Genomic DNA, 24312 nt, shown 5'->3' with positions numbered 1-24312 from the left:
TAATGGCCAAATGACTAGTAATGCTTTACGTTTCGTTTAAAATTATGCATAAAAAGTGGTTAGTAATAACCGCTTTTTTGCGGTTCATGCCTATACTAGGTAGACCTTAGCTTTACGCAACCATACAGGATGTGTCATGAGACATTTTTATTTAGACTTTATCTTCACCGCAATTGCTTTGGCAATAGCAGCATGGTGGGGATATTCACATGGCGGTATGGGTGGCATGATAGCCACTCTTTCTATTACCGCTATTTTGGCCGTCATGGAGATTTCATTATCTTTTGATAATGCGGTGGTCAATGCTTCAGTCCTTAAGGGCTGGGACGAATTTTGGAAAAAGATATTTTTAACCGTTGGTATCCTAATCGCCGTATTCGGTATGCGATTGGTCTTCCCTATTGTCATCGTCGCGGTTACTGCTGACCTTGGTATGATGGAAGTCATCAACTTGGCTTTATATAGCCCTGAAGAATACTCAGCAAGACTGATGGCACACCATGCGGAAATCTCAGCATTTGGTGGTATCTTCTTGCTATTGGTATTCTTGAACTTTATTTTTGATGACAAAGAAGTACATTGGTTTGACTGGCTTGAGAGCCGTTTAGCCAAGCTAGGCAAAGTCGATGCCATGAGCGTATTTGTAGCGCTTATCGTCTTGATGATTGCGGTATCGTGGGCTAATGCAGAGCAGTCAAGTGCTGTTCTAATCGCAGGTGTTTGGGGTATCTTGGTTTATCTGGGCGTACAGGTTGTATCGGGTATGCTTGAGGGTGACCTTGAGGAAGACCTAGAAAACGAAGAGAATGGTTCGGGCGCTGCGGCGACCAGTGCCATTATGAAAGGCGGTATCATTGGTTTCTTATACTTAGAAGTCCTAGATGCTTCATTCAGTTTCGATGGTGTGATTGGCGCATTTGCAATTACCAATGACGTAATTGTTATCATGTTAGGTCTTGCAATTGGTGCGATGTTCGTACGTTCTATGACTATCTTCTTAGTAGACAAAGGCACGCTTGACGAGTTCATCTATCTTGAGCATGGCGCACATTATGCCATCGGCGCATTGGCACTGATTATGCTATTGTCAGTGAAGTTCCATGTACCAGAGATTATCACTGGTCTGATTGGTATTGCCTTTATTGGTTGGGCGCTGCTAGCGTCACTTCAGCATCGTAAAGCTGAGAAAGCAAGCCTGAACTAAGGCATGTTCTAAGTGTAATATCGTCTGTATCTAGTTATACATCTAAACAGGTCATATCATCAGGTATGGCCTGTTTTTTTGTCATACTGTTTTTGTCATACTGTTTTTGTCATACTGTTTTTGTCATACTGTTTTTGCCACCCTATCAGGTCATATCGAAGCCCCAAAATATCGAAATAACCAATAATTAAGACAATCAATGGTTAAAATTACGTTTGCCCTGTTACTATTACCCTATCTTCAGTTAAAATCCTCGTCCTTAAATAACTTGTCGAAATAAGACCCTATAAACGATATGCAAAAAATTCTTGATGATATTGCCGCAGAGATGACAAGAGAAACTGACCGCGGCAAAGTCGCAGATTATATCCCTCAATTGGCTCATATTGATTCTAATCAGTTCGGTATAGCCGTAGCGACTCCTGATGGGCATATGTATGCAGCAGGTGATGCAAGCACTCTGTTTTCCATCCAAAGTATCTCTAAGGTATTTACCTTAACCATTGGTCTTGGCAAGCTAGGCGATACACTTTGGACACACGTCGGACGCGAACCATCTGGCGACCCTTTTAATTCAATTGTGATGCTCGAGCATGAGTCTGGCCGACCGCGCAATCCTTTTATCAATGCTGGTGCCATTGCCGTGGTGGATGCTATTATGATGGGGCATAAACCTAAAGAAACATTGGGTGAAATCCTGCAGTTTGTTCACCTCATTGCAGATGATGAGTCCATTCGCTTTGATCATAAAGTAGCGGCTTCTGAGATGGCGCACAAGGACCGGAATGCCTCTCTAGCGCACTTTATGAAATCCTTTGGTCGTTTAAGACACGATGTGGATAATGTATTAGGTACGTATTTTCATCAGTGCTCAATTGCAATGAACTGCCAACAGTTGGCTAGTGCCGGTCTTTATTTAGTGTCTAACGGAGTTGATAAGCACTCAGGAGTACGTGTAATCAATGAAAAACGAGCACGCCGTATTAACTCATTGATGATGATGTGTGGTCATTATGATGGTTCTGGCGAATTTGCTTACCGTGTGGGTTTGCCAGGCAAAAGCGGTGTTGGGGGCGGTATTTTGACGATAGCACCTGGTAAAGGTTCTATCGCTGTCTGGTCACCAGGGCTTGATCATGTAGGTAACTCTAAGCTTGGACTAAAAGCACTAGAGCGCTTCGTACAAAAAACTGGCTGGTCGGTTTTTGCAGAATAAGATATACATGTATATTTGTCTAAATAGGTTTTTTATATAATGCCAAGCTTTCATACTAGCTGCGAAGCATACCTAAGCCATGAGTTGGTTTATTCTAAGCCCATATAGTCAGTCCGTGCTTTTTAAAGCGATTGTTTTATCTAAGCTACCTTTGTGCTAAATCCCTTTTATATGAAACATTACTTTTCATAACAATATCTTAACGACTATTGCTAAGTTGATTAGAAATTATCAAAGATACAGAAGTATTATGTCCCTTAGTAAGCATATAGTAAGCGCACAAAATACGCCTTGCTTAGTGAGCAAACGCTTAGTATAGTAAAACCTAATGATATGCAGGGCATAGCGTACAGGTAAGTTTTTATTATTTGCTCTGAGATATCAGTCACTGCACAACTTTTAGTTTATTTTTTATCAATCAATCCACTTAACTATTAATCCAAAGGATATTTGTATGGCTATTAGCTTAACAAAAGGCGGCAACGTAAACTTATCAAAAGAAGCACCAGGTTTAACGAACATTACAGTCGGTCTAGGCTGGGATCCACGTGCCACTGATGGCCAGGAGTTCGATTTAGATGCAATCGGTTTCTTAATTAATGAAGCAGGCAAAGTCCGTAACGACCAAGATTTTATCTTTTTCAATAACCTAAAATCAGACAACGGTGCTGTTGAGCATACTGGTGATAACCGTACTGGCGAAGGCGATGGCGATGATGAGAAAATCAAAATCAATCTTGCGAGCATCCCAGCTGACGTCAACAAAGTAGCTATCTGTGCCATCATCTATGAAGGCCAAGCACGTAACCAAAACTTCGGTCAAGTTGGTGATGCTTACATCCGCGTTGTAAACGACAATGGCGAATCTGAAATCGCTCGTTACGACCTATCAGAAGATGGCAGCACTGAAACAGCGATGATTTTCGGTGAATTGTATCGTCACAGCGGTGATTGGAAATTCCGTGCGGTTGGTCAAGGTTTCAGCGGTGGTCTTGGACCATTAGCAGCCTCTTATGGCGTAAATGTTTAACGTTAAAACTAACGTAAACGTTTAGCAAGCCAATTATCATAGTCAGAAGCCTGGTTATGATCTATTAAGCCATCAAGTGTGCCTTTTTAACGCATTTGATGGCTTTAAATTTAATTGGCTTATCATTAAAGTCTATATGGCACATAAAAGCACACGCACACATTAAGAGCATTTAACAAAGATATTAGAATAAGGATTTGCACGCCATGGCCGCAACATTCAGTTTAATCGGTACTATTGAACCTTTTTTGCATTGTAATCTTAAAAAAGGCGATTCAATTTATTGTGAAGCCAATGCAATGGTGATGATGGAGTCCAATCTTGAGCTGAAAGGTAAGCTACAAGGTGGCCTGATGCAGTCACTAATGCGCCGCTTTGCAAACGATGAATCGTTGTTTCAACAGCAGATTGAAGCGGTTAATGGTGAGGGCGACTGTCTGCTTGCGCCCACGCTCGATGGTGATATGCAAATCATAGAAGTTGGCAAGCAGCAGTATACACTCAGCGATGGTGCGTTTGTCGCGGCCCAAACTGGCGTCGATATCAGAGCCAATATTCAGCGCAATTTAGGCGGTGCAGTGTTTGGTGATACGGGCGGTTTCATGGTGATGCAGACCCAAGGCCAAGGTCAAGTCGTGGTATCTGGTTTTGGCTCGTTGTTTGAAATTGATGTCACACCAGACAAAGACGTCATCATTGATAACGGTCATGTAGTCTGCTGGGATTCGAATCTTGAATACAAACTGTCAGTTTCGACCAGTAAGAAAAAAGGCATCATGAGCAATATTATCAACTCTGTTACTAGTGGCGAAGGTATGGTTCTGAACTTCTCAGGAAGTGGCAAAGTCATTATTTGCTCGCGCAATCGCGACAGTTATCAAGGTTGGATACAAAGCGTCCTAGGTAGTAGCTCAGGCGGACGTGGCGGCGGTGGTGGTGGCTTTTTAGACAATATCTTATAGTATCTTTCGCAATTTATAACTCTCTTTATCATTATTTTTAAACGGTTTTACTCACAATTATTATAAGGATACTCACATGGCAGTTAGTCTTCAAAAAGGTCAAAAAATCTCCCTAAGCAAAGAAGCTGGTGGTGAGCTGACTCAAGTTAAACTAGGTCTAGGCTGGGATGTTGCGCAAGGGCCACAGGATAAAAAAGGTGGCTTCTTAGGAAAATTATTCGGCGGCGGTTCTGGCGGCGACTCTATCGATTTAGATGCTTCATGCATCATGTTCGATGCTAACAAGCAAGCGGTCGATGCCATTTGGTTCAGTCAGCTAAAATCGAAAGACGGCAGTATCGTGCATACTGGTGACAACCGTACTGGCGACGGTGATGGCGATGATGAAGTTATCAATGTTGATCTCTCAAAAGTACCTGCCAATGTAGTTTCATTAGTATTTACGGTCAATAGCTTTACTGGTCAAACGTTTGAAACAGTAGAAAATGCGTTTTGCCGTATCGTTAATGCCAATAACAATAGCGAAGTAGCACGCTATAACTTGTCTGCCCAAGGTGGACATACAGCGATGGTAATGGCAAAAGTTTATCGTCATAACAATGAATGGAAAATGCATGCGATTGGCGAGACAGCTTCTGGCCGCACTTTCCACGACTTAATGCCTGCTATCACACCGCATGCATAATTGACTTTAGGCTTTAACTGGATTATTACCAATCTAGTTAAATAGTTTATTTTAAAAAGAGCGGCCCATCTATCAATAGATGGGCCGCTCTTTTATGTTTATTATTTAGATCTTAAAAAACACTATTTACGTCCACGTTTCCAGCTAAAGCCCCAATTAAACGCTTTGTCCATTTCTTGATGACCTTTGAAATATTGGTTGATACGCTCAACATTGATACTACCTTGCTGATTGACCAAACGGGCAATGGCACACATTGGTAGATTACCTGCACCTTCGGTCAAACGTGTCTCAATTGGTGACTGTTCTGGCACATGGATAGTTACAACCCCATCGGTTTTCTCCCAGTTGGGTGCGCCTTCGTAAATAAACGCAAAGATAAATACCTCTTCAATCTGCGACCATTGCTGACCATTAATATCCAGCCATTCACCGCCACTTACCTGCCCCGTTCTATCATCCGCACGTAGGCAGACGTAAGGCGCTGATTGCAAGCTACCAAAGCGATTTCCCAACGCTTGAATAAGGGTTTTTTCACCACTTTTTAGATGAATCATAGCGCCGACATCTAAATCGATACCGCTTGATTGATGCTGCTTAAACAGATCTCCCAGTATGCCTTTTTTAGGCGCTGATTTATCACTTTGGGGGCGTTGGTTCCAATCTAAATTGACTGAAATTTTACCAAAGTCATCACGTTTTTTAAGATTAATGCTAGATTGGTTTTTGGTTAAGGTTATTTTACTTAAGTTAATTGAAGGGTTAGCAGGAATCGGTGGCGGGTTGTTAGCTTGAGACGTGTTGCCTGCTTTTTGCGTATTGATTGGTCGCTGCGTGTTGATAGGTTGAGGTTGGCTTTGTACAGGACTATTATTTTGGGCAGGTACGTCATCAGCGATTTCCACACCGAAATGCTCAGACAAAGGTTTTAACCCTCCCTCAAATCCTTGTGCGATAAAACGGAACTTCCAGCTTCCTTGTCTGCGATAGCATTCAGCTAATATAATGGCTTTTTCATTACGGCCTGCGCTACTCAGCTGACAGGTCATCAGCACTTGACTGCCCTGTAATACTTGAATATCCACATCGCCAACTTGCGACAGTGTTTGCGCACTAGAGAACGCTAGGGCAATTTTCTCAATACTTGCAGGCTGTGCGGACAAATTGATATCAAAAAACCCATCACTGTCATGACCGCGAAAGCTAACACTACCATCATCGCTACGTGTCTGACCATAAAATATCATGTCTCCATCACCGCGTACTTTGCCGTCAGTAGTCAGACGGTAAGCAGCACAATCAATAGCATTTTGGCTTAACATACGAATGCTAATATTTTCAGTTGGTAGTGGCGCATTGGCACCTGCAATTAGTTTTTGAGATTGGTTTTGACTCATCATATGTCCTTTAGATTATTTATTATGCTGTTGTCATTGTCATGCTGACTATCATCATATAGTAGCATGGATATTATGAAAATTTTGAACCAGACAATCGCGATATAAGCGATAAAGTCATCCTTACAAATCCCTATGACTATTTTATCAGAGGCGTTTATAACGCATATCATTTGTATATAATACGTCCTATTGAACCGTATACCTTTGCTAATATTACTACTAGATTTGCAGTAGCAGTATTGACTTGCTCACTCCCCTACACCTAATGATAACGCTGAGAGAATTATGAATAATCTTGCTGACAATAGTAACCCTTCAATACCAGTAGCGGCGTGGTTAGCTGAAGGACAATCTAGCCAGCGTGATATGTTGGAGAGCTTACAAAGTCTAAAGAACAAATCAAGCAGTCCTTCAAACAACCCTTTTCAAGTTATTGCCTCACACCGTCATGATAGACCTGAAATTTTTGAATTCGCCGATATGATTTATCGCGAGCCATCTGACTCGATCGTAGATACTGATATCCAGACGACTACTGAACCTGCTATCTCACGCTGGCAGTTCGTATTGGAACAAGCTCAAAAGCATAACGTAAAAGTACTACTGACTGGGCGCAATGGTATCGATTATGAAGCGCATCGTGAGAAATTTGACGCTGCGGGTATTCGCTTATTAACAGGCGCAACCAGCGTGGCGGCACTAGAATCAATCGATGATAAATTTGCTTTTATGCAGCACTGTCACACTCATAATATTCCAGTGGCAGACGCATGGCGTTTTGACAATACGGCGGAGCTTGAGGATCTATTATCCAAATATGGTGACCAGCCTCTATGTGTCAAACCTGTCGTCGGTATTTTTGCCCAAGGGTTTTGGCGACTAGACACGGGTAAAGCAGATAGTACTACGTACGATAGCTTTGAGCACTTATACTTCACTGAAGAGAAAAAAATCAATACAGCCCAATTTGTGAACGCCTATACCAACAGCCAAATGGTACACGAGCGCCCTATTCCAATGCTGCTTATGCCTTATCTATCAGGGCAAGAGTACTCTATCGATGTAGTCTGTGAATATGGTGAAGTCCTAGCTGCTGTTACTCGTCATAAAACAGGGAAAATACAACATGTTGGTTATGAGCAGTCTGTCATGGATGTCGTAATCCCACTGATTAGGGCTTTTGGCTGTGATGGCATCGTCAGTGTACAAACCAAAGCAGACGATAGCGGTCAGCACCGAGTTCTTGAGATTAATAGCCGCCCATCAGGTGGTATTGGGTATACCTCTCATAGTGGGATTGATTTGACGCAAGTTGGATTTTCTTATTGGCTGGGATTATCAGAGAGACCTAACTTAGAGACCAATATTCAGCATATTGAACCATGCCAAGTACGCTCTATTATGATGAGTGTCAAAATTGAAAAGGATGATGAATAAATAGCCCTCTAGGCATGCACGTGGTTAGCGAAGGATTTGAACGGACACAAAAAAAGGGTTTTTAGATTAATATCTAAAAACCCTTTTTTATTTTCATTTTTAATTGGTATTAAGAATGAACGTTTAAAATTACTCGCCAAATGCTAGTGTCGCTTGCTTAGGTGTATTTTTAGAAGCAATGACCCATAGTAAGCTCAATACGATTGCTGAACCGATGAATATCATAATTGATGAAGATATGGCACCTGCATGCGTATAATCCATAGACATTGAGTGATCAGTCATCGTCATTTCCATCGCGGCTATACCAGTGTAATGCATACCACAAACTGCCAGACCCATGATGAAGGCACTACCAAAACGCTGTAATGTACCACGTAGATTGAATGCCAACCATAGCGCAGCGATAGCGGCTGCAATAGCAATCACAATTGATAGGATAAGCAGCGGTATATTGTATGACATGGTAGCGTCCATCTGCATAGAGGCCATACCGGTATAATGCATGGCTGCAACACCCAGTCCAGTAAGTACGCCGCCACCGATTAACTTAGCAACGCTTGATTCACCGCGACCTACGATGACAATACCGACTGCAACGAAACAAATCGCGAGTAGCATTGAGACAATTGTTAGCCCTAAGTCATAAGTCACAGGCATCTTCATATCTACTGCCATCATACCGATATAGTGCATAGACCAAATTGCACCACCGATAGCAATCGATGATAGCGCTACCCAAAAATACAAATCCGTTCCTGGCTTAGCAGAAGGTACTCGAATGGCAAGGTTTAAGCCAACATAAGAACCAAATACTGCAATGGCGTATGAGACCAACACCAAAAGTAAGTTATATTCAACTTCCATCATTTTTTTGCCTTTTATCTATCATAAGAATTGAGTCAAATAACGTTACTTTTATTGCAACACGGTGCGTCATTCGCTCGTTGATTTTTTTGCATAGACATGAAATTATCTACACACAGTTTTGCTTACCCAATGGTAAATTCACAAATATTGGTACTACCTGCGCCGCAGTTAGTCTCTTCAACTTGAACCACATCTATAGCAGGGTTGCTTGCCAAAAAGCCTTCTATATAACCTACAATAAAATGGCATCCTGAGTGAGTATGATCTGACGACTTACAGAACGGACATTTAATTAAATAGATCACATTGTTTTTTGCTTTAACTTTAGATAGACCTTTTAGTGCTGGCACAAGCTCACGAGTGATCGTAGTAGGCATCTTCAGTGGACTACCAAGTGAATAATCACGTTGATAAATACCGCCACCAACCTTACGACCCAATTCCTGCAATGCAGTCACACGTCGCTCAATAGGTAAACTATCTTCATACTGGCTGACAATATCTGCTATTTTAGGGTAATAAGCACCAATGGCTGATAAGACGCTTTTTTCATCTAATGTCTTTTTTGCAGGGGCAGCTGACGAGCCGCCCTCTTCATCTATTTCTAGATTAAAAAGCGTACAACCTTCAATTGAAGATAAGTCATCGATTAGATCTGCTTGCGTTTTAGAGCCTAGACTTCTTGCGATCACATGAATGATGTTACCACCATTCTCTGAAGGTTCTTGCTTTTGGGAGACCAGCTGATAACCTGCTTTGATAAGCGGCGAAATAACATTGACCAGACGAATACGTTCAGAAGACGTTTCTAATGCACAAGAGAATTTCACAGAGCACTCCTTTTCTTAAAATACTGCTACGCTTTCTTATATCAAGCTATCTAGATAAACTAATGTGAATAACGTTTCAAAGGTTCGACCAACTGACTTTCTCACAATATAAAAGATATGCAGACATCAACCATGTGACAGTTTTTATATATCTTTTATATTATAAGAAATGAAATATCTTCAGTAGACGAAATTTCGATTTTTATAGTTATTAAGCATACAAGTGCTATAACTACTAGAAATTCATTAATCGAGAAACAGCAATAAGCTTGAAAATAAGATTAGAATTAATAGGTTTGAATCAAATACTATCTTCAAACTTTACAGATAACACTTGGTCACAGTAGAGTTACTAAATAGCAATAGATTTTGATTGTATTATCACCGGAATCTTGTTTTGTAGCAATACACTATATGGCTTTGTCCGATAAGTGGCTACATTAACCGACAAATGGCTAGACTATAAAACCTCATTATTATTTTCTAAAAGTAATTAATTATTAAAAGGAATTCCGAAACTATTAAAACCTATATATCTTGATATATCTATTATGCAATTAATCTTAACTGTATATTAAAACACCTATTACTGTTTTCTCTTTGTAGAATTATAGTTTCAAAATAAAATCAAAACCCTTTATGTGGTCAGACTTTAGTCTCAAGGATAAAATCATTCAACAATAAAAATAACTATAATCGCGCAAATAAACTAAGGAAATGTGATGTCGAAGCAAGTTGAGTTAATGCTAGGAGCCAATACAGTTATCGAAAATAACAAATGTTCGATCGCATTTTCTACTACTAAACCATTAGAGTTTGGACAGCAGCTTGGGCTATTGTGGTTACCATTAGATGTCCATCGTAAAGCCGTTAGTAGTCCCGCTTATTTACATGAGCCTAAAGACTGGGCTCAGCTCGATAACAAGGATAATCCAAGCACATGGCAGTTAGATTTACCCCAGTTATTTGATACACTTGGCGTTAGTTTCTTACAACTGATTGCTTATGTTTATCATGATCCAAGCATGAACTTGCCAGCGGTAGAGTTAAACGACGTAAGTCTCACGCTCAACAACGGGGATATTCAATATAACTTCACAACAAACGAGCGGCATGTCAAAGCGGCGATTATATTAGAAATATATCAGCGTAATGGACAGTTCAAGTGTCGGGCGCTTGGCGAGGCATCAACGCATGGCTTAGCAAGTCTTGAGCATCATGTACAGGTTAGTCTGGATGTTCGTCCACCTAGCACACATATACTTATTCAAGAAGCTCAACAGCAGCAGCAACGTACTCAACCAAACAACGAAGCTCGCCCTCCCCGTCATGTACAAGCAGGCGAGACTTGGACAGGAACAGCGTTTGCTATTGATCCCTATCATTTGCTCACCTGCTATCATGTGATTGAGTCAGCAGCGATGGTTGGCGTACGTCAGCAAGGTCAGCCTGATCGCGAGGCACAAGTCGTACTCAGCGATATCGGAAGCGACTCAGCTATTATTAGAGTTAGTGATCCTTTGCCTAGCTACCTTTCATTAGCGCAGCAGTGTGTTGATATATTGGGTGAGACCATCACCACACTGGGGTTTCCGTTGTCAGGACTGAGTAGCCAACTGCAAGTCACTCAAGGCTGTATATCAGGATTGACAGGTTTAAATAACGATATCCGTCATATGCAATTCACCGCACCCATTCAGCCTGGATCTAGTGGTAGTCCTTTATTATTGCCGACTGGAGAGGTGGTCGGTATGGTCACATCCAGTCTGGTTCATGAACATGCACAAAATATGAACTATGCAGTGAAATTTCAGTTATTATCTGCCCTACTAGCGAGCGCTGGCATCAGTTTGGAGCACACGACTGATTTGATCAGTGCTACGCCTCTTACAACACCTCAGTTAAGCAAGCAAAGTCGCAGTGCCTTATGGCTGGTTGGCTGTCAGGGTTAAAAATCTACGACAACATATAATTAAAAGCACCAAGGAATATGAATGTTAAATGAGCAACACAGTACGACCATTACCCTACCCCGTGGTACGCTAGATCTGACTTATCAAACCAACTCAGCCATTAATAAATCAGCCACCAATAAAAATGGCGCAGAACAACACGAGCATTATCAATTAGAAGATTTGCTAGGATTTGCCCAGCGTATTAATCCAAAGCGTGCGTTTTTGTTTGTCTCAAAAGTGCTAGGTCGTCATATTCCCGTTGCGCCGAGCACTATGCGAAACGCATTTACTGATTTGGCTGATTTAGTGCCTAGTGACTTGGCCGAGCCAGTACTAGTCATTGGTATGGCAGAGACCGCTGTTGGTCTATCTGCTGGCGTCCATCAAGCATTGCAAACGCGCTATCCTCAAGCTCTGCTATTAAACTCTACGCGTCATGCACAGCACGATGACAGTAGTGATGCAAATGGTACTGACTCCTTGCTGACGACATTTTGTGAAGACCACAGTCATGCTAGCCAGCATTTGATTTATCAGAGCAAAGAGAACATCACTCAAGCGCAGCTACTGGCTAGTAAAACACTGATTATGGTCGATGATGAAGCCTCAACGGGCAATACCTGCGTTAATGTCGTCACTGCGCTGCGTGAAGCAGGACTGAGCCAGTTAGAGCAAGTGCATCTAACAACATTGGTGGACTGGTCATTAGATCAAGAAAAACCTCACCCACAGTCAGATGCTAAACCTGCACGTATGGCGGATCGTCTCGCTGGTATTGAGTTTCATCGCCATCATTTACTGTCTGGTGCATGGCAATGGACAGATGCACCCCATCCTGAACCTATTACGATGCCATCGGTTGATACTACTGCCGCTGGTAGTCAGGTGCTCGGTGATACTGGTAATTGGGGGCGTTTTCCAACACTAGACAGTACTGATGGTTTTGATGACTATCTTTCGAGTTTTCAGGCGGCCTTTACCCGCTTCAATGATCAAGAAAGCTTTGATCTCATTCAGTTGCCAAAAAGAATCCTAGTATTGGGTAGCAATGAGTTTGTTTGGTTGCCATTTCTATTGGCTGAATGGCTTGAAATAGAGTCTAAAAGACTGAGCGGAGATACAGCTACCATGGTTAATTTTAGCGCATTAACACGTTCACCGATTGCGCTTGGTGGAGCGATTACCACGATGCTGAGCTTTAGCGACAATTATGGGCTTGGTATGACCAATTTTGCTTATAACGTTGAGCCTAGTGATTGGGATTTGATTGTGTTGTGTATAGAAACATCAGCTGATAGTGTGGATGCTATGTGGCGAGGTTTGGATAACGTGCTGGTGGTGAGCCCTAGTCTTTAAATTGCTCTCTAACTTTCAAACCTATTATTTACGGACTACACCATGACTACCTCATTTTTTAAAGCCAACCCAGACATTATTAAGCCTTATGCCTTGATGGATTTGGATGATACGTTATTCCAAACTCAGCGTAAAATCGACGCTTGGGATTTACCCACTACTGAACCTGAATCTTTGGTATGTGCAACGGTCAATAAGCAAGACCAACCACTGAGTTTTATGAGCCAGCGCCAAGCAATCTTTTTTAATTGGCTACTTGCCAGCACTGAATTAATCGTAGTGACGGCACGGGATCGTAGTGAAATAAAACGCGTTAAACTGCCATTTGATAGCTGGCAAGTATTGACCCATGGAGCGATTATTTTAACGTCTGACGGAGCGCTGCTGAGCAGTTGGCAGCAGCATATGTATGGCAAACTCGCGCCATTGCAAGATAAGCTTAATAAATTAAGCGAATTGTTTGCCAGTCATAGTCAAAGCGAGCAAAGTCATTTAGTATTTACACCGCATATCGATAACTTTAACAATGGTTCTGTTGATGAAAATCTAACCATTTATCTGGCTATCAAACATGCGCAGAAAGATCATCAAGCGCTCGTAGATTTAGCTGAGAAACTACCCACTCTGATACGTGATTTTGATCAAGATTTCTATGTACATGTGAATGCTAATAACCTAGCGATATTGCCCCATGCGGTTCACAAGCGTCATGCGGTACAGTTTTTATTAGAGCATCATTTAGACCATCAGCGTCCCAGTTTTGGCTTTGGTGATAGCTTAGCTGATCTGCCTTTCTTACAGTTATTGGACTGGTACGGTATGCCCAACCACGGCCAATTGCATGAGCAATACCAGTCTAAATTGTCAGGCTAAACCATTAGTTTAAACAGCAGCCATACCAATCCACTGTTATCATCACGAGTGCTATTATTCATACTATGACTTTACCTAATATACAGACAAAAAGAGCTACTCTGCAAAACTATGGCTCAGGCAGCTATCTTGCAAGCGATGTCACTGTCCTACTCGATATGGTGGATAAGGACGCGGTTGCTGATGTGCCCGTCAGTCAAAAAGAAGCGCTTATCCAAAGCGGACAACGCCATTACTCTGACATGTTGACTTTAGAGCAAGCACCTACTGCAATGCATGAGCAGCTATACATACAGGCATTAGAGCAAGGCTCAACAAGAACCGCGACTGATATTGCTCATTTGTCTCATACGCTACATCAGGTGTTTCAGCACAGCGTTAGTAATGAGCATCCACTGGTTTTGGTCAGTTTGGTACGAGCAGGTCTACCGATCGGTGTGTTATTGCAGCGTGCGCTGTCGGATACAGACAGTAGCTATCACCTGCCAAGTGTACATTATGGCATCAGTATCATTCGTGATCGTGGTCTTGATCCAGTGGCCCTGCAAATGCTACTAGAGGCTTATCCAAACAGTCCGATTGTCTTCGTCGATGGCTGGACAGGTAAAGGGGCCATCTATCAAGAGTTGGCTCGTAGTCTAGAGAAGTTTAGTGATTCTACCCATGTTAATTTTGCCAACATTTTTCATCAAGGCGCTGACGTCATTCCGTTACTGACCCTTGCTGATCCGGCTGGCGTTGCTTGGCTAGCGGCTAGTGAAGAAGACTGGTTAATCCCATCGGGTTTGTTAAATAGCACCGTATCGGGATTAATTTCGCGCAGCTTATACATGGAGCCGTCATCAGGCCTACATCGCAGTGTTTTTTATGATGATTTAATTGAGGTAGATCACAGCTTGGCATTTATCGATCATATCGATGCCGTGAGACGATCATTGGCTACTACTCCAGCCCGTTTACCGACTTACCAGCAGCCACGCTACCAGACTGCGGCGCTGATAGAGACGCTGGCAGCAGATTATCATATCGTCAATCGCAACCGTATTAAGCCGACTATTGCCGAGGCAACACGTGCCATATTACGCCGTGATCCCGAGCGTATATTGCTCGCCACTGCTGAGCACCCTGATACCATATTGCTACGCCATTTATGTGCGCAACGAAACATCACTATCAGTGTATTAGGTGATAAAATACTGCCTTATCAAGCCATCACGCTTATCAAGCAGCGCTCCCAAGACACTTAATACATTTAACGGTATTAAGTACTTTCTTTTTCGTTCTCTTATACTCTCTACTTATGATGCCAATTATGTCAGATATGCTAAAAACCGAGTCAGACCTTTACAATGATACCCAATCTTATGCGCATCTGATAACTGAGCGTCATGCGATGGTCAAACCACACACACACCATCCATATCAGCTCGGTGCTAGCTTATACATGCCTGCGACTCGCCAAGATATTTGGCAAGTTATCAAGCGAGATAAACTACCGACGATTAATAGTATTATTATCTGTCTAGAGGATGCGGTCAGTCAGCAGGATGTAGAGTTGGCGCTTGAGCGTTTGCGCACCCTGCTGGATACTTGGGCTGAGCATGTGAATAGCATTAATGCGCCATCTAAATCGGCAAAGATTCATGCTCAGCATCCAACGCGTCCACTAGTCTTTATACGCCCACGTAGCCCGATGATGCTACAGCAACTGGCTGATTATGCCCATATCGATCTTATCGATGGTTTTGTTATGCCAAAAGTTGATATGTATAGCCTATCTAACTGGCGCATGGCTTGTCAGAACCTAAAAGTAGATCAACTACTTATGCCGACGCTCGAAACCGCAGCGCTGTTTAATCCGCATCACAATCAGGAGCTTGCCATCGCTTTTAAAGAAGCGTTTAGCCAACCAGTTTTTGCATTGCGTATCGGCGGTAATGACTTGTTTGCAGCATTGCGCTTACGCCGCCCAAAAAACAGTATTGTCTATGACTCGCCTATCGGTACGTTGGCTTATCAAATGCTTGGCTGTTTTGTGCCGCATGGTTTTTATCTTACCGCGCCAGTATTTGAGTATTTAGACCAGCCGACATTGTTTATGCAAGAGCTAAACCGAGATGTCAGCTTAGGGATGGTGGGCAAAACTGTCATTCATCCAAGCCAAATTGCATTGGTACAGCAAGCTTACTGTGTGCCACTGAGTACACTGGATGAAGCGCAAGCGATCCTTCACACTGAAGCCAAAGCGGTATTTAAGTACAATAATACGATGCTAGAGCCTGCGACGCACCGTGCTTGGGCGACTGAAATCGTCAATCGTGCAGAAGCCTTTGGAACCATTGATGACGGACATAGCCAGTACAGCTCACGAATGTAGCTGTCATCGCTGATAATGGCTGAATGCCATTTAACAAATTGCACCTTACAAAAAGCCGCTATCAAATACAGGTAGCGGCTTTTTTATATAGAGATTTGCTTAGGATTTTTTATAGATATGAGGCTATAAAGCTCTCGAACAGTACTACATTAAGCACAACTTTCCAAAAACTGACGAAGTACTTGGTTCACTTGATCAGGCTCTTCTACTGTCGATGTATGACCCGCACCTTTGATAATAGCAAGCTTGGACCCAGCGATAGCAAAATGCATGCGTTCAGACTTGGCATAAGGCGTTGCGGCATCTTCATCACCAACCACAATCAGTGTTGGCGTTGTAATCTCACCCAGCTGCTCATAAGTACCTGTACGCTCAATCACGCCCATTGTTGCTTTGACCACGCCGCCCTTGCGATTGCTTTGTAGCATCGTTAGCCACTGCTTACGGTCAGATTTACGCAGCTTATCTGCCAAGAACGTACTGCCAAACATGATTGGCATCACTTTATTACTCACACGCTTCATACCTAACCAGCGAATCGCTTTCACTAGCTTGCGATACTGAGGGATATTTTTTGGATCTTCAGGGTCAGCAGAGGTTTCTAACAGCGTTAATGACAACAACAACTCAGGGCGTTTGAGCGCAATACGTTGAGCCACGAACCCGCCCATAGATAACCCAACAAAATGACATTTATCAATACCAAGCGCTGCAAGTAAGCTCAGCGTATCTTCTGTCAACGTCTCCATATCATAGCCAGATTTGGTAACCTGCGACTGACCTTGCCCGCGAAAATCAAAAGCAATACAACGATAGTCTGTTTGAAAGTGCTCCACTTGCTTGTCATACATCTGTGAGCTCCACAGTAGACCATGAGCAAATACGATAACAGGCTTTTGTGTGTCGTTCGGTGCGCTGTCTTCGTAATAAATATCAGCGTTATTTACAGTGATAGTTGGCATAACCACATCCTTGTTTGATCAATGAAAAGTTCGAGCGTACCCTTCTGTCTTTTACGACTCTTTTACGCTCAACCTGGCATATTAGCATAATCCATTAACCCCTTAGGTCATAGCCTTTTTACGAGCCAGTCGTTTTGTCTCATTAGCTAGCATCAGCTTTTACGATAGAATAGTAAAGTTTACCAGTATGTAGATGTGTCTTAAGCGCCCACAAAACACGCTTTTATAATCATAGCAAGCTGCTATAGTAATCAGCATTGAACCATTTTTACCTTTATTTCGTACCATTGTCATTGATACAAAATATTAAAACAGTCATTTAAAATAAGGAAATCTCAAATGTCACAGTCTCTCGTCGATTATCAAGTTGCAGAGCACATTGCTACCATTACCTTTAACGATCCAAAAAGCTTAAACGCTTTTGGCACACCTTTAAAAAACCAAGTCTTGATAGCGCTAGATAAAGCGGCTGCAGATGATCAAGTACGTGTAATTATTTTGCAAGGGGCTGGTGGTAACTTCTCAAGCGGCGGCGATATTAAAGAGATGTTGTCTGAAGGATTAGACAAGGATATTGTTTCAAAAAAATTAAGAGGCATGGTGGAAGGCGCAGGCGAAGTCAGCTTAAAGCTACGTCATATTCATAAGCCGATTATTGCCAAATTAGAAGGTGCCGTGGCTGGTGCTGGCATGAACTTGGCGCTTACTTGTGACTTCCGCATTGCCGCAGACAATGCGAAGTTTGTACAAGCGTTCGTCAATATCGGCCTAGTTCCAGATGCAGGTGGTATTTACTTATTAAACCAATTGGTTGGTGCAGCAAAAGCCACTGAACTTGTAATGCTAGGTGATAAACTGAAAGCCGAAGATATGGCGCGCTTAAATCTGGTAAACAACGTGGTAAGTATTGACGAGCTAGAAGCCACCGTACAAGCATTGGCGCTACGATTGAGCCAATTACCAGGCAAAGCGTTGGCCGCTATGAAAGAGAGCTTCAACGTACACGCCTTCGCTGGTTTGAGCGCGGCGTTAGATACGGAAGTAGAGCAGCAGACAGTGATGGCAAAAACCGATGACTTTATCGAAGGGGTTAGCGCCTTTATCGAAAAGCGTAAGCCTGTATATCAAGGTAAGTAACAAGATAAACAACGATGCTATCAAAAAAGGGCTGCCAATATGGTAGCCCTTTTTTTGTCAATACCTTTAATTAAGAAGCGGTCGCGGGTTTAGAATGATGAGGTAAAGTAAATATCTTGTCAAAAATCAGAGTAAACGTAAACGTATAAACTAAGAAAAACAGCAGTAGCGCCACTTCCATCATAAAGGCTTTTACTAGACCAACATCATACCAAATCATATAAAGTGGCAAGCAGATCAACACCAGCCCACCTTCAAAACCAAAAGCATGAACACTGCGTATCCATAACGTGCGACGTACAATACGTCTGCGGCGTTCCCACGCTTCAAAAGCGGTATTATATATAAAGTTCCAAACGACGGCTGCTACCGACATCATTACGGCGATTGGTAAGGATTCTGATGCGTCACTGTGACTGAGTTTCATCAATATAAGGGTAGATAAGATAATCGCGATAATTTCGAAAGCGGTCACATAAATTAAGCGACGTTTAAGCGGTGATAAGGTCATCAACCAAGACTCCAAAGCACCTGTATTTAAACAGCAAGGTGCATGTCAAAGTATCGGTCCGTCCCGAGTTAGAAAAGATAAATAAAGTGCAGAGCCACGGTTTCCGCCTGCCCCTATATTATACAGAAACCAAACTCAAAAATCAGTGAGGACATTTGTAAACAGGCGTAAGCCGTTTTATTAACGATTATCGCTTGTTTTAACCGGACTATTTTGCCGGTAGACCCCATTTATTGGTTTCGGGCTTGGTATCACTCGCTAGAAACACTAGCAATATAATAGAGCCTATCAGTGGCACTATCCCTATCAAAAACCACCATCCTGAGCGGCTAGTATCATGTAAGCGACGGATAGTCACGGCAAGACCAGGTAGAAATAAACCAAGTGCCGCTACTATGTAAAATAAACCTGTCTCTGAGCTGAATATTAATGCGTCTAGCAGCATTGCAACGATCATCACCCCCATTTGCACTAGAAAGAAATACCAATACTCCTTACGGCGAGCACGACCAGAAAAATTCGTGTAATTTCTCATGCCCTTTTTAAACCAATCAATGATGCCGTAATTTGCTTCAGCGCTATGATTGTTAGCCATCGTAGATCTGGGCAGTGGCGGCGGAGTCGCTTTATCAAGCTTAATATTATTTTCCATAGGGCTTTTTATCTCAGTCGTAGAAAGTAGAAGTTGTCAATGAAGGTTATCAACAATTGGCTTTGATTATAGATACTCAATAAAAGTTTGTAAATGAATACTAGTTTCCTTAGAGTCATCAACAAAAAACCCCGCATCATGACGATACGGGGTTTCTGTTTAAATAAGAATTGTAAAACCTAAAAACGTTTTGCTTAAGCTGCAACCAAGATTAGGTCAACTGAGCAACGTTGATCTTGTCTGCTTCTTCAGTATAGTCTTCCATACGATCGAAGTTCATGTATTGATAGACTTCATCGCCCATGCTGTTTAGCATGCCAGCATACTGCTGATACTCATCGTTAGTCGGCAATTTACCAAGTACCGCTGCGACTGCTGCAAGCTCTGCAGAAGCTAGGTATACGTTAGCGCCTTGACCTAGACGGTTCGGGAAGTTACGAGTTGAAGTCGATACCGCAGTAGATTTCGGTGCGATACGTGCTTGGTTACCCATACATAGTGAACAACCTGGCATTTCAGTACGAGCGCCGGCTTGTGCATAGATGTTGTAGTAACCTTCTTCCATCAACTGACGTGCATCCATCTTAGTAGGTGGTGCAATCCATAGACGAGTCTTCAAGCTACCTGCTGGTACGTCTTGTAGCAATTTACCAGCGGCACGGAAGTGACCGATGTTAGTCATACATGAACCAATGAATACTTCATCAATGGTATCACCAGCCACGTCTGCTAGCGTTTTTGCATCATCTGGATCGTTCGGGCAGCAAAGGATAGGCTCTTTGATTTCGCTCATATCGATAGTGATGTCGATCGCGTATTCAGCATCGTCGTCAGCACGCATGAGGCTTGGGTTAGCCAACCACTCTTGCATTTGCTCAACACGGCGGCTGATCGTACGTGCATCGCCATAGCCTTCTGAAATCATCCACTTAAGCAGCGTGATGTTTGAGTTTAGGTACTCAGTCACTGATGCTTCAGACAAAGTGATGGTACAACCAGCAGCACTACGCTCAGCTGAGGCATCAGATAATTCAAACGCTTGCTCAGCGGTCAAATCTTCCAGACCTTCGATCTCAAGAATACGGCCGTTGAACTCGTTGATTTTACCTTTCTTATCGACCGTCAAGTAACCTTCTTTAATCGCTTGATAAGGGATAGCATGTACTAGGTCACGTAGGGTGATACCAGCTTGACGCTCACCAACAAAACGAACACGGACAGATTCAGGCATATCAAGTGGCATTACACCAGTTGCAGCTGCGAAAGCAACTAGACCAGAACCCGCTGGGAACGAGATACCCATTGGGAAACGAGTATGCGAGTCACCACCAGTACCAACGGTATCTGGAAGTAGCATACGGTTCAACCATGAGTGAATGATACCATCACCTGGACGTAAGCTTACGCCGCCACGGTTCATGATAAAGTCAGGTAGTGTGTGCTGAGTCTCTACGTCAACTGGCTTTGGATAAGCAGCAGTATGACAGAATGACTGCATCACTAGGTCTGCTTGGAAACCCAAACATGCCAAGTCTTTTAGCTCATCACGCGTCATCGGACCAGTCGTATCCTGAGAGCCGACAGTCGTCATCTTAGGCTCACAGTACATACCTGGACGTACGCCTGACAGACCACAAGCTTTGCCAACCATTTTCTGTGCAAGCGTAAAGCCTTTACCAGTATCAGCTGGCTCTTCTGGCTTAGCAAAGATGTCTGAATGACCAAGACCCATGTATTCACGAGCACGGTTAGTCAAACCACGACCAACGATTAATGGAATACGGCCGCCAGCACGAACTTCATCAAGCAATGTTGGTGAGTTTAGTGAGAACGTTGATAGTACTTCATCAGAGTCATGCTTAGTGATTTTGCCTTCGTACGGATAGATGTCAAATACATCACCCATGTTTAGGTTATCAACTGCCACTTTTTCGATTGGCAATGCGCCAGAATCTTCCATCGTGTTGAAGAAGATAGGAGCGATATTGTTACCAAGTACTAGACCGCCGCCACGCTTGTTTGGCACGTTAGGGATATCTTCACCCATCAACCACAATACTGAGTTGGTTGCAGACTTACGGCTAGAACCAGTACCAACAACATCACCAACATAGGCTAGCGGATGGCCTTTTTCTTTAAGCGCTTCGATTTGCTTCATTGGGCCAACAACGCCCTCTTGGTCAGCATTGATGCCGTCGCGAGAGTTTTTGTGCATGGCTAGTGAATGTAATGGGATATCAGGACGGCTCCATGCGTCTTGCGCAGGTGACAAGTCATCCGTATTGGTCTCACCAGTTACTTTAAACGTCGTGTAAGTGGTTTTCTTTGGTACTTCAGCACGGTTCAAGAACCATTCTGCGTCAGCCCAAGACTGAATCACTTCTTTCGCAATAGTGTTGCCAGCTTCAGCTTTTTCAGTCACGTCATTGAACGCGTCAAATACTAGCAAAGTTTTCTTTAATGCTTCAGCAGCGTCTTGTGCAACTTCGCTATCATCTAGTGCAGCAACTAGTGGCTGAACGTTGTAGCCACCTTGCATAGTGCCTAGGATTTCGACAGCTTTTTGCTTGCTGATAAGTGGTGATGATGTTTCACCCTTTAAGATAGCAGCCAAAAATGCCGCTTTAACGTATGCTGCTTGGTCAACACCAGCAGGGATACGGTTTTCTAATAGGTTCATCAAGAACGCATCTTCGCCTGCAGGCGGGTTCTTTAATAATTCAACCAACTCTACTACTTGTTTTTCATTTAGTGGTAGGGGTACAGTTCCTAGCTCAGCACGTTCTTCGACATGTTTACGATAAGCTTCTAACACAATAGTCGTCCTCGTCAGTTGGGGTGTAGCACATTACGTGGGTAGTCAGCATGACTGCCTGCGTCTATATACTATATGAAATAATTATCCGTGCAATCATAGCTTAAAACGCTTTGAATGTTAATGGCTCAGCTCTGAAAAGGCGCATAGTAAGGCCATATTGAACATTTATTATAAAAATAGTGCCATCAATAATATGATTGTAGCGCTCATTATAACTGGCATTTGCCTGATTACGCTTATCAATCAGCGCTTGCTTTATGACTGAGCAGACACCATATGACTGATATACGATTTCGTAAGAAACAACTTCGATAAAATTTCGCTTAAAGAAATGTAGCAATATCGATTGATTAGCAGTTGATTTATTAACAGTCGATTTGATAAAAACATTTTGGTAAAAATATTAAGGACGACGATATGACTGATAGCAATACGGACAACAATACTAACTATGACAATGGTCTCAAGGTACGCACTGAGGTCATGGGTGAGCAGCATGTCAAACGCTCGCTTGATGCTGCCACAGGATTTACTCAGCCACTGCAAGACTGGATTATTGAACACGCTTGGGGCAGCACTTGGCAAGATGACTCAGTATTACCGCGTAAGTATCGCTCATTAATCACTATTGCCTTTTTAATTGCCCAAAAAAGCCCAAACGAGTTGAAAGGTCATATACGCGGTGCCATTAACAATGGGGCCAGTGTCGCTGAGATTAGAGAAGTGCTCATGCACAGCTTGCCGTACTGCGGTGCACCCGCCACGCAAGAAGCGTTTCGCGCCGCCATAGATATACTGAATGAGTTAGAAATCGATATAGATATTTAAAACTATGGTCGTCCGAGCAATCATAGTAATCTTAACAATATTGTTTAAAAATTGACGACCAAATTTCTGCTATAATATCTGCACTCATAAAACATTCTGATAATTCCATAAACCCTTATAATATAAAGGGTTAAGAGATAACTCCATTATGACAACTGCCGTACAAACACATGTACCTGCTGCTAAGGCCAAACCAAAAAAAGCCATCCAAGGCGAAAAGCTACGTGGCTATGACAAAGTTGCCCGTATCCCAATTAAGGTGATCCCGACTGTCGAGGCAAAGAAAAAGCCTGATTGGATTCGGGTGAAAATGTCCTCGCCTGCTGAAGTCGCTCGTATCAAAGCAACCTTGCGTGAGCAAAAGCTTTATACCGTTTGTGAAGAAGCGGCCTGCCCTAACCTGCCACAGTGCTTCGCTGATGGTACAGCCACCTTTATGATCATGGGTGATATCTGTACGCGTCGCTGCCCATTCTGTGATGTAGGTCATGGTCGTCCTAATGAGCTAGACAAGGATGAGCCGCGTCATACTGCTGAGACGATTCAAGGTTTACAGCTTAAGTATGCCGTAATCACTTCTGTCGATCGTGACGATCTAAAAGACGGCGGTGCTGGACATTTTGTGGAAGTGCTAAACGAATCAAGAGCGCTTAGCCCAAATTGTTTGATTGAAATCCTAGTACCAGATTTCCGTGGTCGTATGGATATTGCATTGGATTTATTGACAGAGACCGCACCAGATGTGTTTAACCACAATATCGAAACGGTACCGCGTTTATACAAAGCTTTCCGTCCAGGTTCTGACTATCAGCATTCGCTAGATTTGCTTAAGATTTATAAAGAGCGTCGTCCTGATATCGCCACCAAGTGCGGCTTTATGGTTGGTCTTGGCGAGACAGAAGAAGAGATCTATGCCCTACTCGATGATCTAAAAGCTCATGATGTAGATATGATCACTATCGGTCAGTATCTACAGCCTAGTAAAAACCATGCGCCTGTTGATCGTTATGTCCATCCAGACGAGTTCCAACGCTATATGGACTACGGTAAAAAGATTGGCTTCTTTAGCATTTGGGCAGGTCCAATGGTACGCTCAAGCTACTTTGCAGATCGTCAGTACTATGGCGAAGACTGCCCAGCACCTATCCGTAGTAAAAAAGCATTAGAAGCTGAAGGTAAACTTGGCTGCTAATTTAGTAATCAAGTGAG

21 protein-coding genes are annotated in these 24312 nt (G+C 42.8%); 14 read left to right on the top strand and 7 right to left on the bottom strand.

Annotated elements, in window-relative coordinates; translation table 11 throughout:
* The first annotated feature begins 136 nt into the window (after positions 1 to 136).
* From ACI2IW_RS03805 to ACI2IW_RS03785, 5 genes are all read left to right on the top strand, one after another.
* Positions 137 to 1204: a DUF475 domain-containing protein gene (locus ACI2IW_RS03805; RefSeq protein ID WP_057760827.1), complete on the top strand. Its 1068-nt coding sequence runs from the start codon at positions 137 to 139 to the stop codon at positions 1202 to 1204.
* Between the two features lie 295 nt (positions 1205 to 1499).
* Positions 1500 to 2420 (top strand): glutaminase, encoded by a 921-nt coding sequence (locus ACI2IW_RS03800; protein WP_404692699.1) that lies wholly within the window; start codon positions 1500 to 1502, stop codon positions 2418 to 2420.
* Positions 2421 to 2874: 454 nt separating this feature from the next.
* The gene (locus tag ACI2IW_RS03795; protein WP_057760832.1) at positions 2875 to 3450 is read left to right on the top strand and encodes a TerD family protein; all 576 of its coding nucleotides are present in this window, start codon (positions 2875 to 2877) and stop codon (positions 3448 to 3450) included.
* 206 nt (positions 3451 to 3656) lie between these two features.
* Positions 3657 to 4412: a TIGR00266 family protein gene (locus tag ACI2IW_RS03790; protein ID WP_404692698.1), complete on the top strand. Its 756-nt coding sequence runs from the start codon at positions 3657 to 3659 to the stop codon at positions 4410 to 4412.
* 76 nt (positions 4413 to 4488) lie between these two features.
* Positions 4489 to 5097 carry a TerD family protein gene (locus ACI2IW_RS03785; protein ID WP_404692697.1) on the top strand — a complete coding sequence of 203 codons (609 nt, stop codon included), beginning with the start codon at positions 4489 to 4491 and terminating at the stop codon, positions 5095 to 5097.
* A gap of 122 nt (positions 5098 to 5219) precedes the next feature.
* On the opposite strand, the gene ACI2IW_RS03780 is transcribed toward ACI2IW_RS03785, so the two are convergent.
* Positions 5220 to 6494: a TerD family protein gene (locus tag ACI2IW_RS03780; RefSeq protein WP_404692983.1), complete on the bottom strand. Its 1275-nt coding sequence runs from the start codon at positions 6492 to 6494 to the stop codon at positions 5220 to 5222.
* 288 nt (positions 6495 to 6782) lie between these two features.
* On the opposite strand from ACI2IW_RS03780, the gene ACI2IW_RS03775 reads away from it, so the two are divergent.
* The gene (locus ACI2IW_RS03775) at positions 6783 to 7934 is read left to right on the top strand and encodes an ATP-grasp domain-containing protein (RefSeq protein ID WP_404692696.1); all 1152 of its coding nucleotides are present in this window, start codon (positions 6783 to 6785) and stop codon (positions 7932 to 7934) included.
* 129 nt (positions 7935 to 8063) lie between these two features.
* Here ACI2IW_RS03775 and ACI2IW_RS03770 read toward each other — a convergent pair whose 3' ends face one another.
* Both ACI2IW_RS03770 and ACI2IW_RS03765 read right to left on the bottom strand, forming a co-directional pair.
* Positions 8064 to 8804, bottom strand: a complete 741-nt coding sequence (locus tag ACI2IW_RS03770) for an MHYT domain-containing protein (protein ID WP_404692695.1) — start codon at positions 8802 to 8804, stop codon at positions 8064 to 8066.
* Positions 8805 to 8926: 122 nt separating this feature from the next.
* Complete coding sequence (locus ACI2IW_RS03765; protein WP_102092344.1) at positions 8927 to 9634, bottom strand: hypothetical protein; 708 nt, start codon at positions 9632 to 9634, stop codon at positions 8927 to 8929.
* Between the two features lie 722 nt (positions 9635 to 10356).
* Here ACI2IW_RS03765 and ACI2IW_RS03760 point away from each other — a divergent pair.
* The 5 genes from ACI2IW_RS03760 (at position 10357) to ACI2IW_RS03740 (ending at position 16195) form a co-directional block, all read left to right on the top strand.
* Positions 10357 to 11586, top strand: a complete 1230-nt coding sequence (locus tag ACI2IW_RS03760) for a serine protease (protein ID WP_404692694.1) — start codon at positions 10357 to 10359, stop codon at positions 11584 to 11586.
* Positions 11587 to 11628: 42 nt separating this feature from the next.
* The gene (locus ACI2IW_RS03755) at positions 11629 to 12945 is read left to right on the top strand and encodes a phosphoribosyltransferase domain-containing protein (RefSeq protein ID WP_296211575.1); all 1317 of its coding nucleotides are present in this window, start codon (positions 11629 to 11631) and stop codon (positions 12943 to 12945) included.
* Positions 12946 to 12987: 42 nt separating this feature from the next.
* Complete coding sequence (locus ACI2IW_RS03750; protein WP_404692693.1) at positions 12988 to 13818, top strand: HAD hydrolase family protein; 831 nt, start codon at positions 12988 to 12990, stop codon at positions 13816 to 13818.
* Between the two features lie 65 nt (positions 13819 to 13883).
* A complete protein-coding gene (locus ACI2IW_RS03745; RefSeq protein WP_404692692.1) occupies positions 13884 to 15065 on the top strand; it encodes a cysteine protease StiP domain-containing protein in 1182 nt (393 codons plus the stop codon).
* Between the two features lie 65 nt (positions 15066 to 15130).
* Positions 15131 to 16195 (top strand): HpcH/HpaI aldolase/citrate lyase family protein, encoded by a 1065-nt coding sequence (locus ACI2IW_RS03740; RefSeq protein WP_394123761.1) that lies wholly within the window; start codon positions 15131 to 15133, stop codon positions 16193 to 16195.
* Between the two features lie 149 nt (positions 16196 to 16344).
* On the opposite strand, the gene ACI2IW_RS03735 is transcribed toward ACI2IW_RS03740, so the two are convergent.
* A complete protein-coding gene (locus ACI2IW_RS03735) occupies positions 16345 to 17157 on the bottom strand; it encodes an alpha/beta fold hydrolase (RefSeq protein ID WP_404692691.1) in 813 nt (270 codons plus the stop codon).
* Between the two features lie 339 nt (positions 17158 to 17496).
* On the opposite strand from ACI2IW_RS03735, the gene ACI2IW_RS03730 reads away from it, so the two are divergent.
* Positions 17497 to 18294, top strand: coding sequence for an enoyl-CoA hydratase/isomerase family protein (locus ACI2IW_RS03730; RefSeq protein ID WP_404692690.1), 798 nt, complete (start codon positions 17497 to 17499; stop codon positions 18292 to 18294).
* A gap of 70 nt (positions 18295 to 18364) precedes the next feature.
* Here the strand turns inward: ACI2IW_RS03730 and ACI2IW_RS03725 are convergent, their stop codons facing one another.
* The 3 genes from ACI2IW_RS03725 to acnB form a co-directional block, all read right to left on the bottom strand.
* Positions 18365 to 18805 carry a PACE efflux transporter gene (locus ACI2IW_RS03725; RefSeq protein ID WP_160020982.1) on the bottom strand — a complete coding sequence of 147 codons (441 nt, stop codon included), beginning with the start codon at positions 18803 to 18805 and terminating at the stop codon, positions 18365 to 18367.
* 208 nt (positions 18806 to 19013) lie between these two features.
* Positions 19014 to 19457, bottom strand: coding sequence for a DUF805 domain-containing protein (locus tag ACI2IW_RS03720; protein ID WP_404692689.1), 444 nt, complete (start codon positions 19455 to 19457; stop codon positions 19014 to 19016).
* Between the two features lie 211 nt (positions 19458 to 19668).
* On the bottom strand, positions 19669 to 22272 hold the full coding sequence (gene acnB / locus ACI2IW_RS03715) for a bifunctional aconitate hydratase 2/2-methylisocitrate dehydratase (protein ID WP_404692688.1): 2604 nt from the start codon (positions 22270 to 22272) through the stop codon (positions 19669 to 19671).
* Positions 22273 to 22692: 420 nt separating this feature from the next.
* Here acnB and ACI2IW_RS03710 point away from each other — a divergent pair, with 420 nt between their 5' ends.
* Together ACI2IW_RS03710 and lipA are read left to right on the top strand one after the other, a co-directional pair.
* On the top strand, positions 22693 to 23103 hold the full coding sequence (locus tag ACI2IW_RS03710) for a carboxymuconolactone decarboxylase family protein (RefSeq protein ID WP_179798307.1): 411 nt from the start codon (positions 22693 to 22695) through the stop codon (positions 23101 to 23103).
* A gap of 148 nt (positions 23104 to 23251) precedes the next feature.
* A complete protein-coding gene (gene lipA, locus ACI2IW_RS03705; RefSeq protein WP_057760861.1) occupies positions 23252 to 24295 on the top strand; it encodes a lipoyl synthase in 1044 nt (347 codons plus the stop codon).
* Positions 24296 to 24312: the final 17 nt, after the last annotated feature.

The sequence above is a fragment of the Psychrobacter sp. NPDC078501 genome (assembly GCF_044900935.1).
GTDB lineage: Bacteria > Pseudomonadota > Gammaproteobacteria > Pseudomonadales > Moraxellaceae > Psychrobacter.
This window is presented reverse-complemented; position numbering and strand designations above follow the sequence as displayed.

Coding starts and splice junctions, on each gene's coding strand:
- ACI2IW_RS03805 (WP_057760827.1), top strand. CDS start 137: ATGAGACATTTTTATTTAGACTTTATCTTCACCGCAATTGCTTTGGCA.
- ACI2IW_RS03800 (WP_404692699.1), top strand. CDS start 1,500: ATGCAAAAAATTCTTGATGATATTGCCGCAGAGATGACAAGAGAAACT.
- ACI2IW_RS03795 (WP_057760832.1), top strand. CDS start 2,875: ATGGCTATTAGCTTAACAAAAGGCGGCAACGTAAACTTATCAAAAGAA.
- ACI2IW_RS03790 (WP_404692698.1), top strand. CDS start 3,657: ATGGCCGCAACATTCAGTTTAATCGGTACTATTGAACCTTTTTTGCAT.
- ACI2IW_RS03785 (WP_404692697.1), top strand. CDS start 4,489: ATGGCAGTTAGTCTTCAAAAAGGTCAAAAAATCTCCCTAAGCAAAGAA.
- ACI2IW_RS03780 (WP_404692983.1), bottom strand. CDS start 6,494: ATGAGTCAAAACCAATCTCAAAAACTAATTGCAGGTGCCAATGCGCCA.
- ACI2IW_RS03775 (WP_404692696.1), top strand. CDS start 6,783: ATGAATAATCTTGCTGACAATAGTAACCCTTCAATACCAGTAGCGGCG.
- ACI2IW_RS03770 (WP_404692695.1), bottom strand. CDS start 8,804: ATGATGGAAGTTGAATATAACTTACTTTTGGTGTTGGTCTCATACGCC.
- ACI2IW_RS03760 (WP_404692694.1), top strand. CDS start 10,357: ATGTCGAAGCAAGTTGAGTTAATGCTAGGAGCCAATACAGTTATCGAA.
- ACI2IW_RS03755 (WP_296211575.1), top strand. CDS start 11,629: ATGTTAAATGAGCAACACAGTACGACCATTACCCTACCCCGTGGTACG.
- ACI2IW_RS03750 (WP_404692693.1), top strand. CDS start 12,988: ATGACTACCTCATTTTTTAAAGCCAACCCAGACATTATTAAGCCTTAT.
- ACI2IW_RS03745 (WP_404692692.1), top strand. CDS start 13,884: ATGACTTTACCTAATATACAGACAAAAAGAGCTACTCTGCAAAACTAT.
- ACI2IW_RS03740 (WP_394123761.1), top strand. CDS start 15,131: ATGTCAGATATGCTAAAAACCGAGTCAGACCTTTACAATGATACCCAA.
- ACI2IW_RS03735 (WP_404692691.1), bottom strand. CDS start 17,157: ATGCCAACTATCACTGTAAATAACGCTGATATTTATTACGAAGACAGC.
- ACI2IW_RS03730 (WP_404692690.1), top strand. CDS start 17,497: ATGTCACAGTCTCTCGTCGATTATCAAGTTGCAGAGCACATTGCTACC.
- ACI2IW_RS03725 (WP_160020982.1), bottom strand. CDS start 18,805: ATGACCTTATCACCGCTTAAACGTCGCTTAATTTATGTGACCGCTTTC.
- ACI2IW_RS03720 (WP_404692689.1), bottom strand. CDS start 19,457: ATGGAAAATAATATTAAGCTTGATAAAGCGACTCCGCCGCCACTGCCC.
- ACI2IW_RS03710 (WP_179798307.1), top strand. CDS start 22,693: ATGACTGATAGCAATACGGACAACAATACTAACTATGACAATGGTCTC.
- lipA (WP_057760861.1), top strand. CDS start 23,252: ATGACAACTGCCGTACAAACACATGTACCTGCTGCTAAGGCCAAACCA.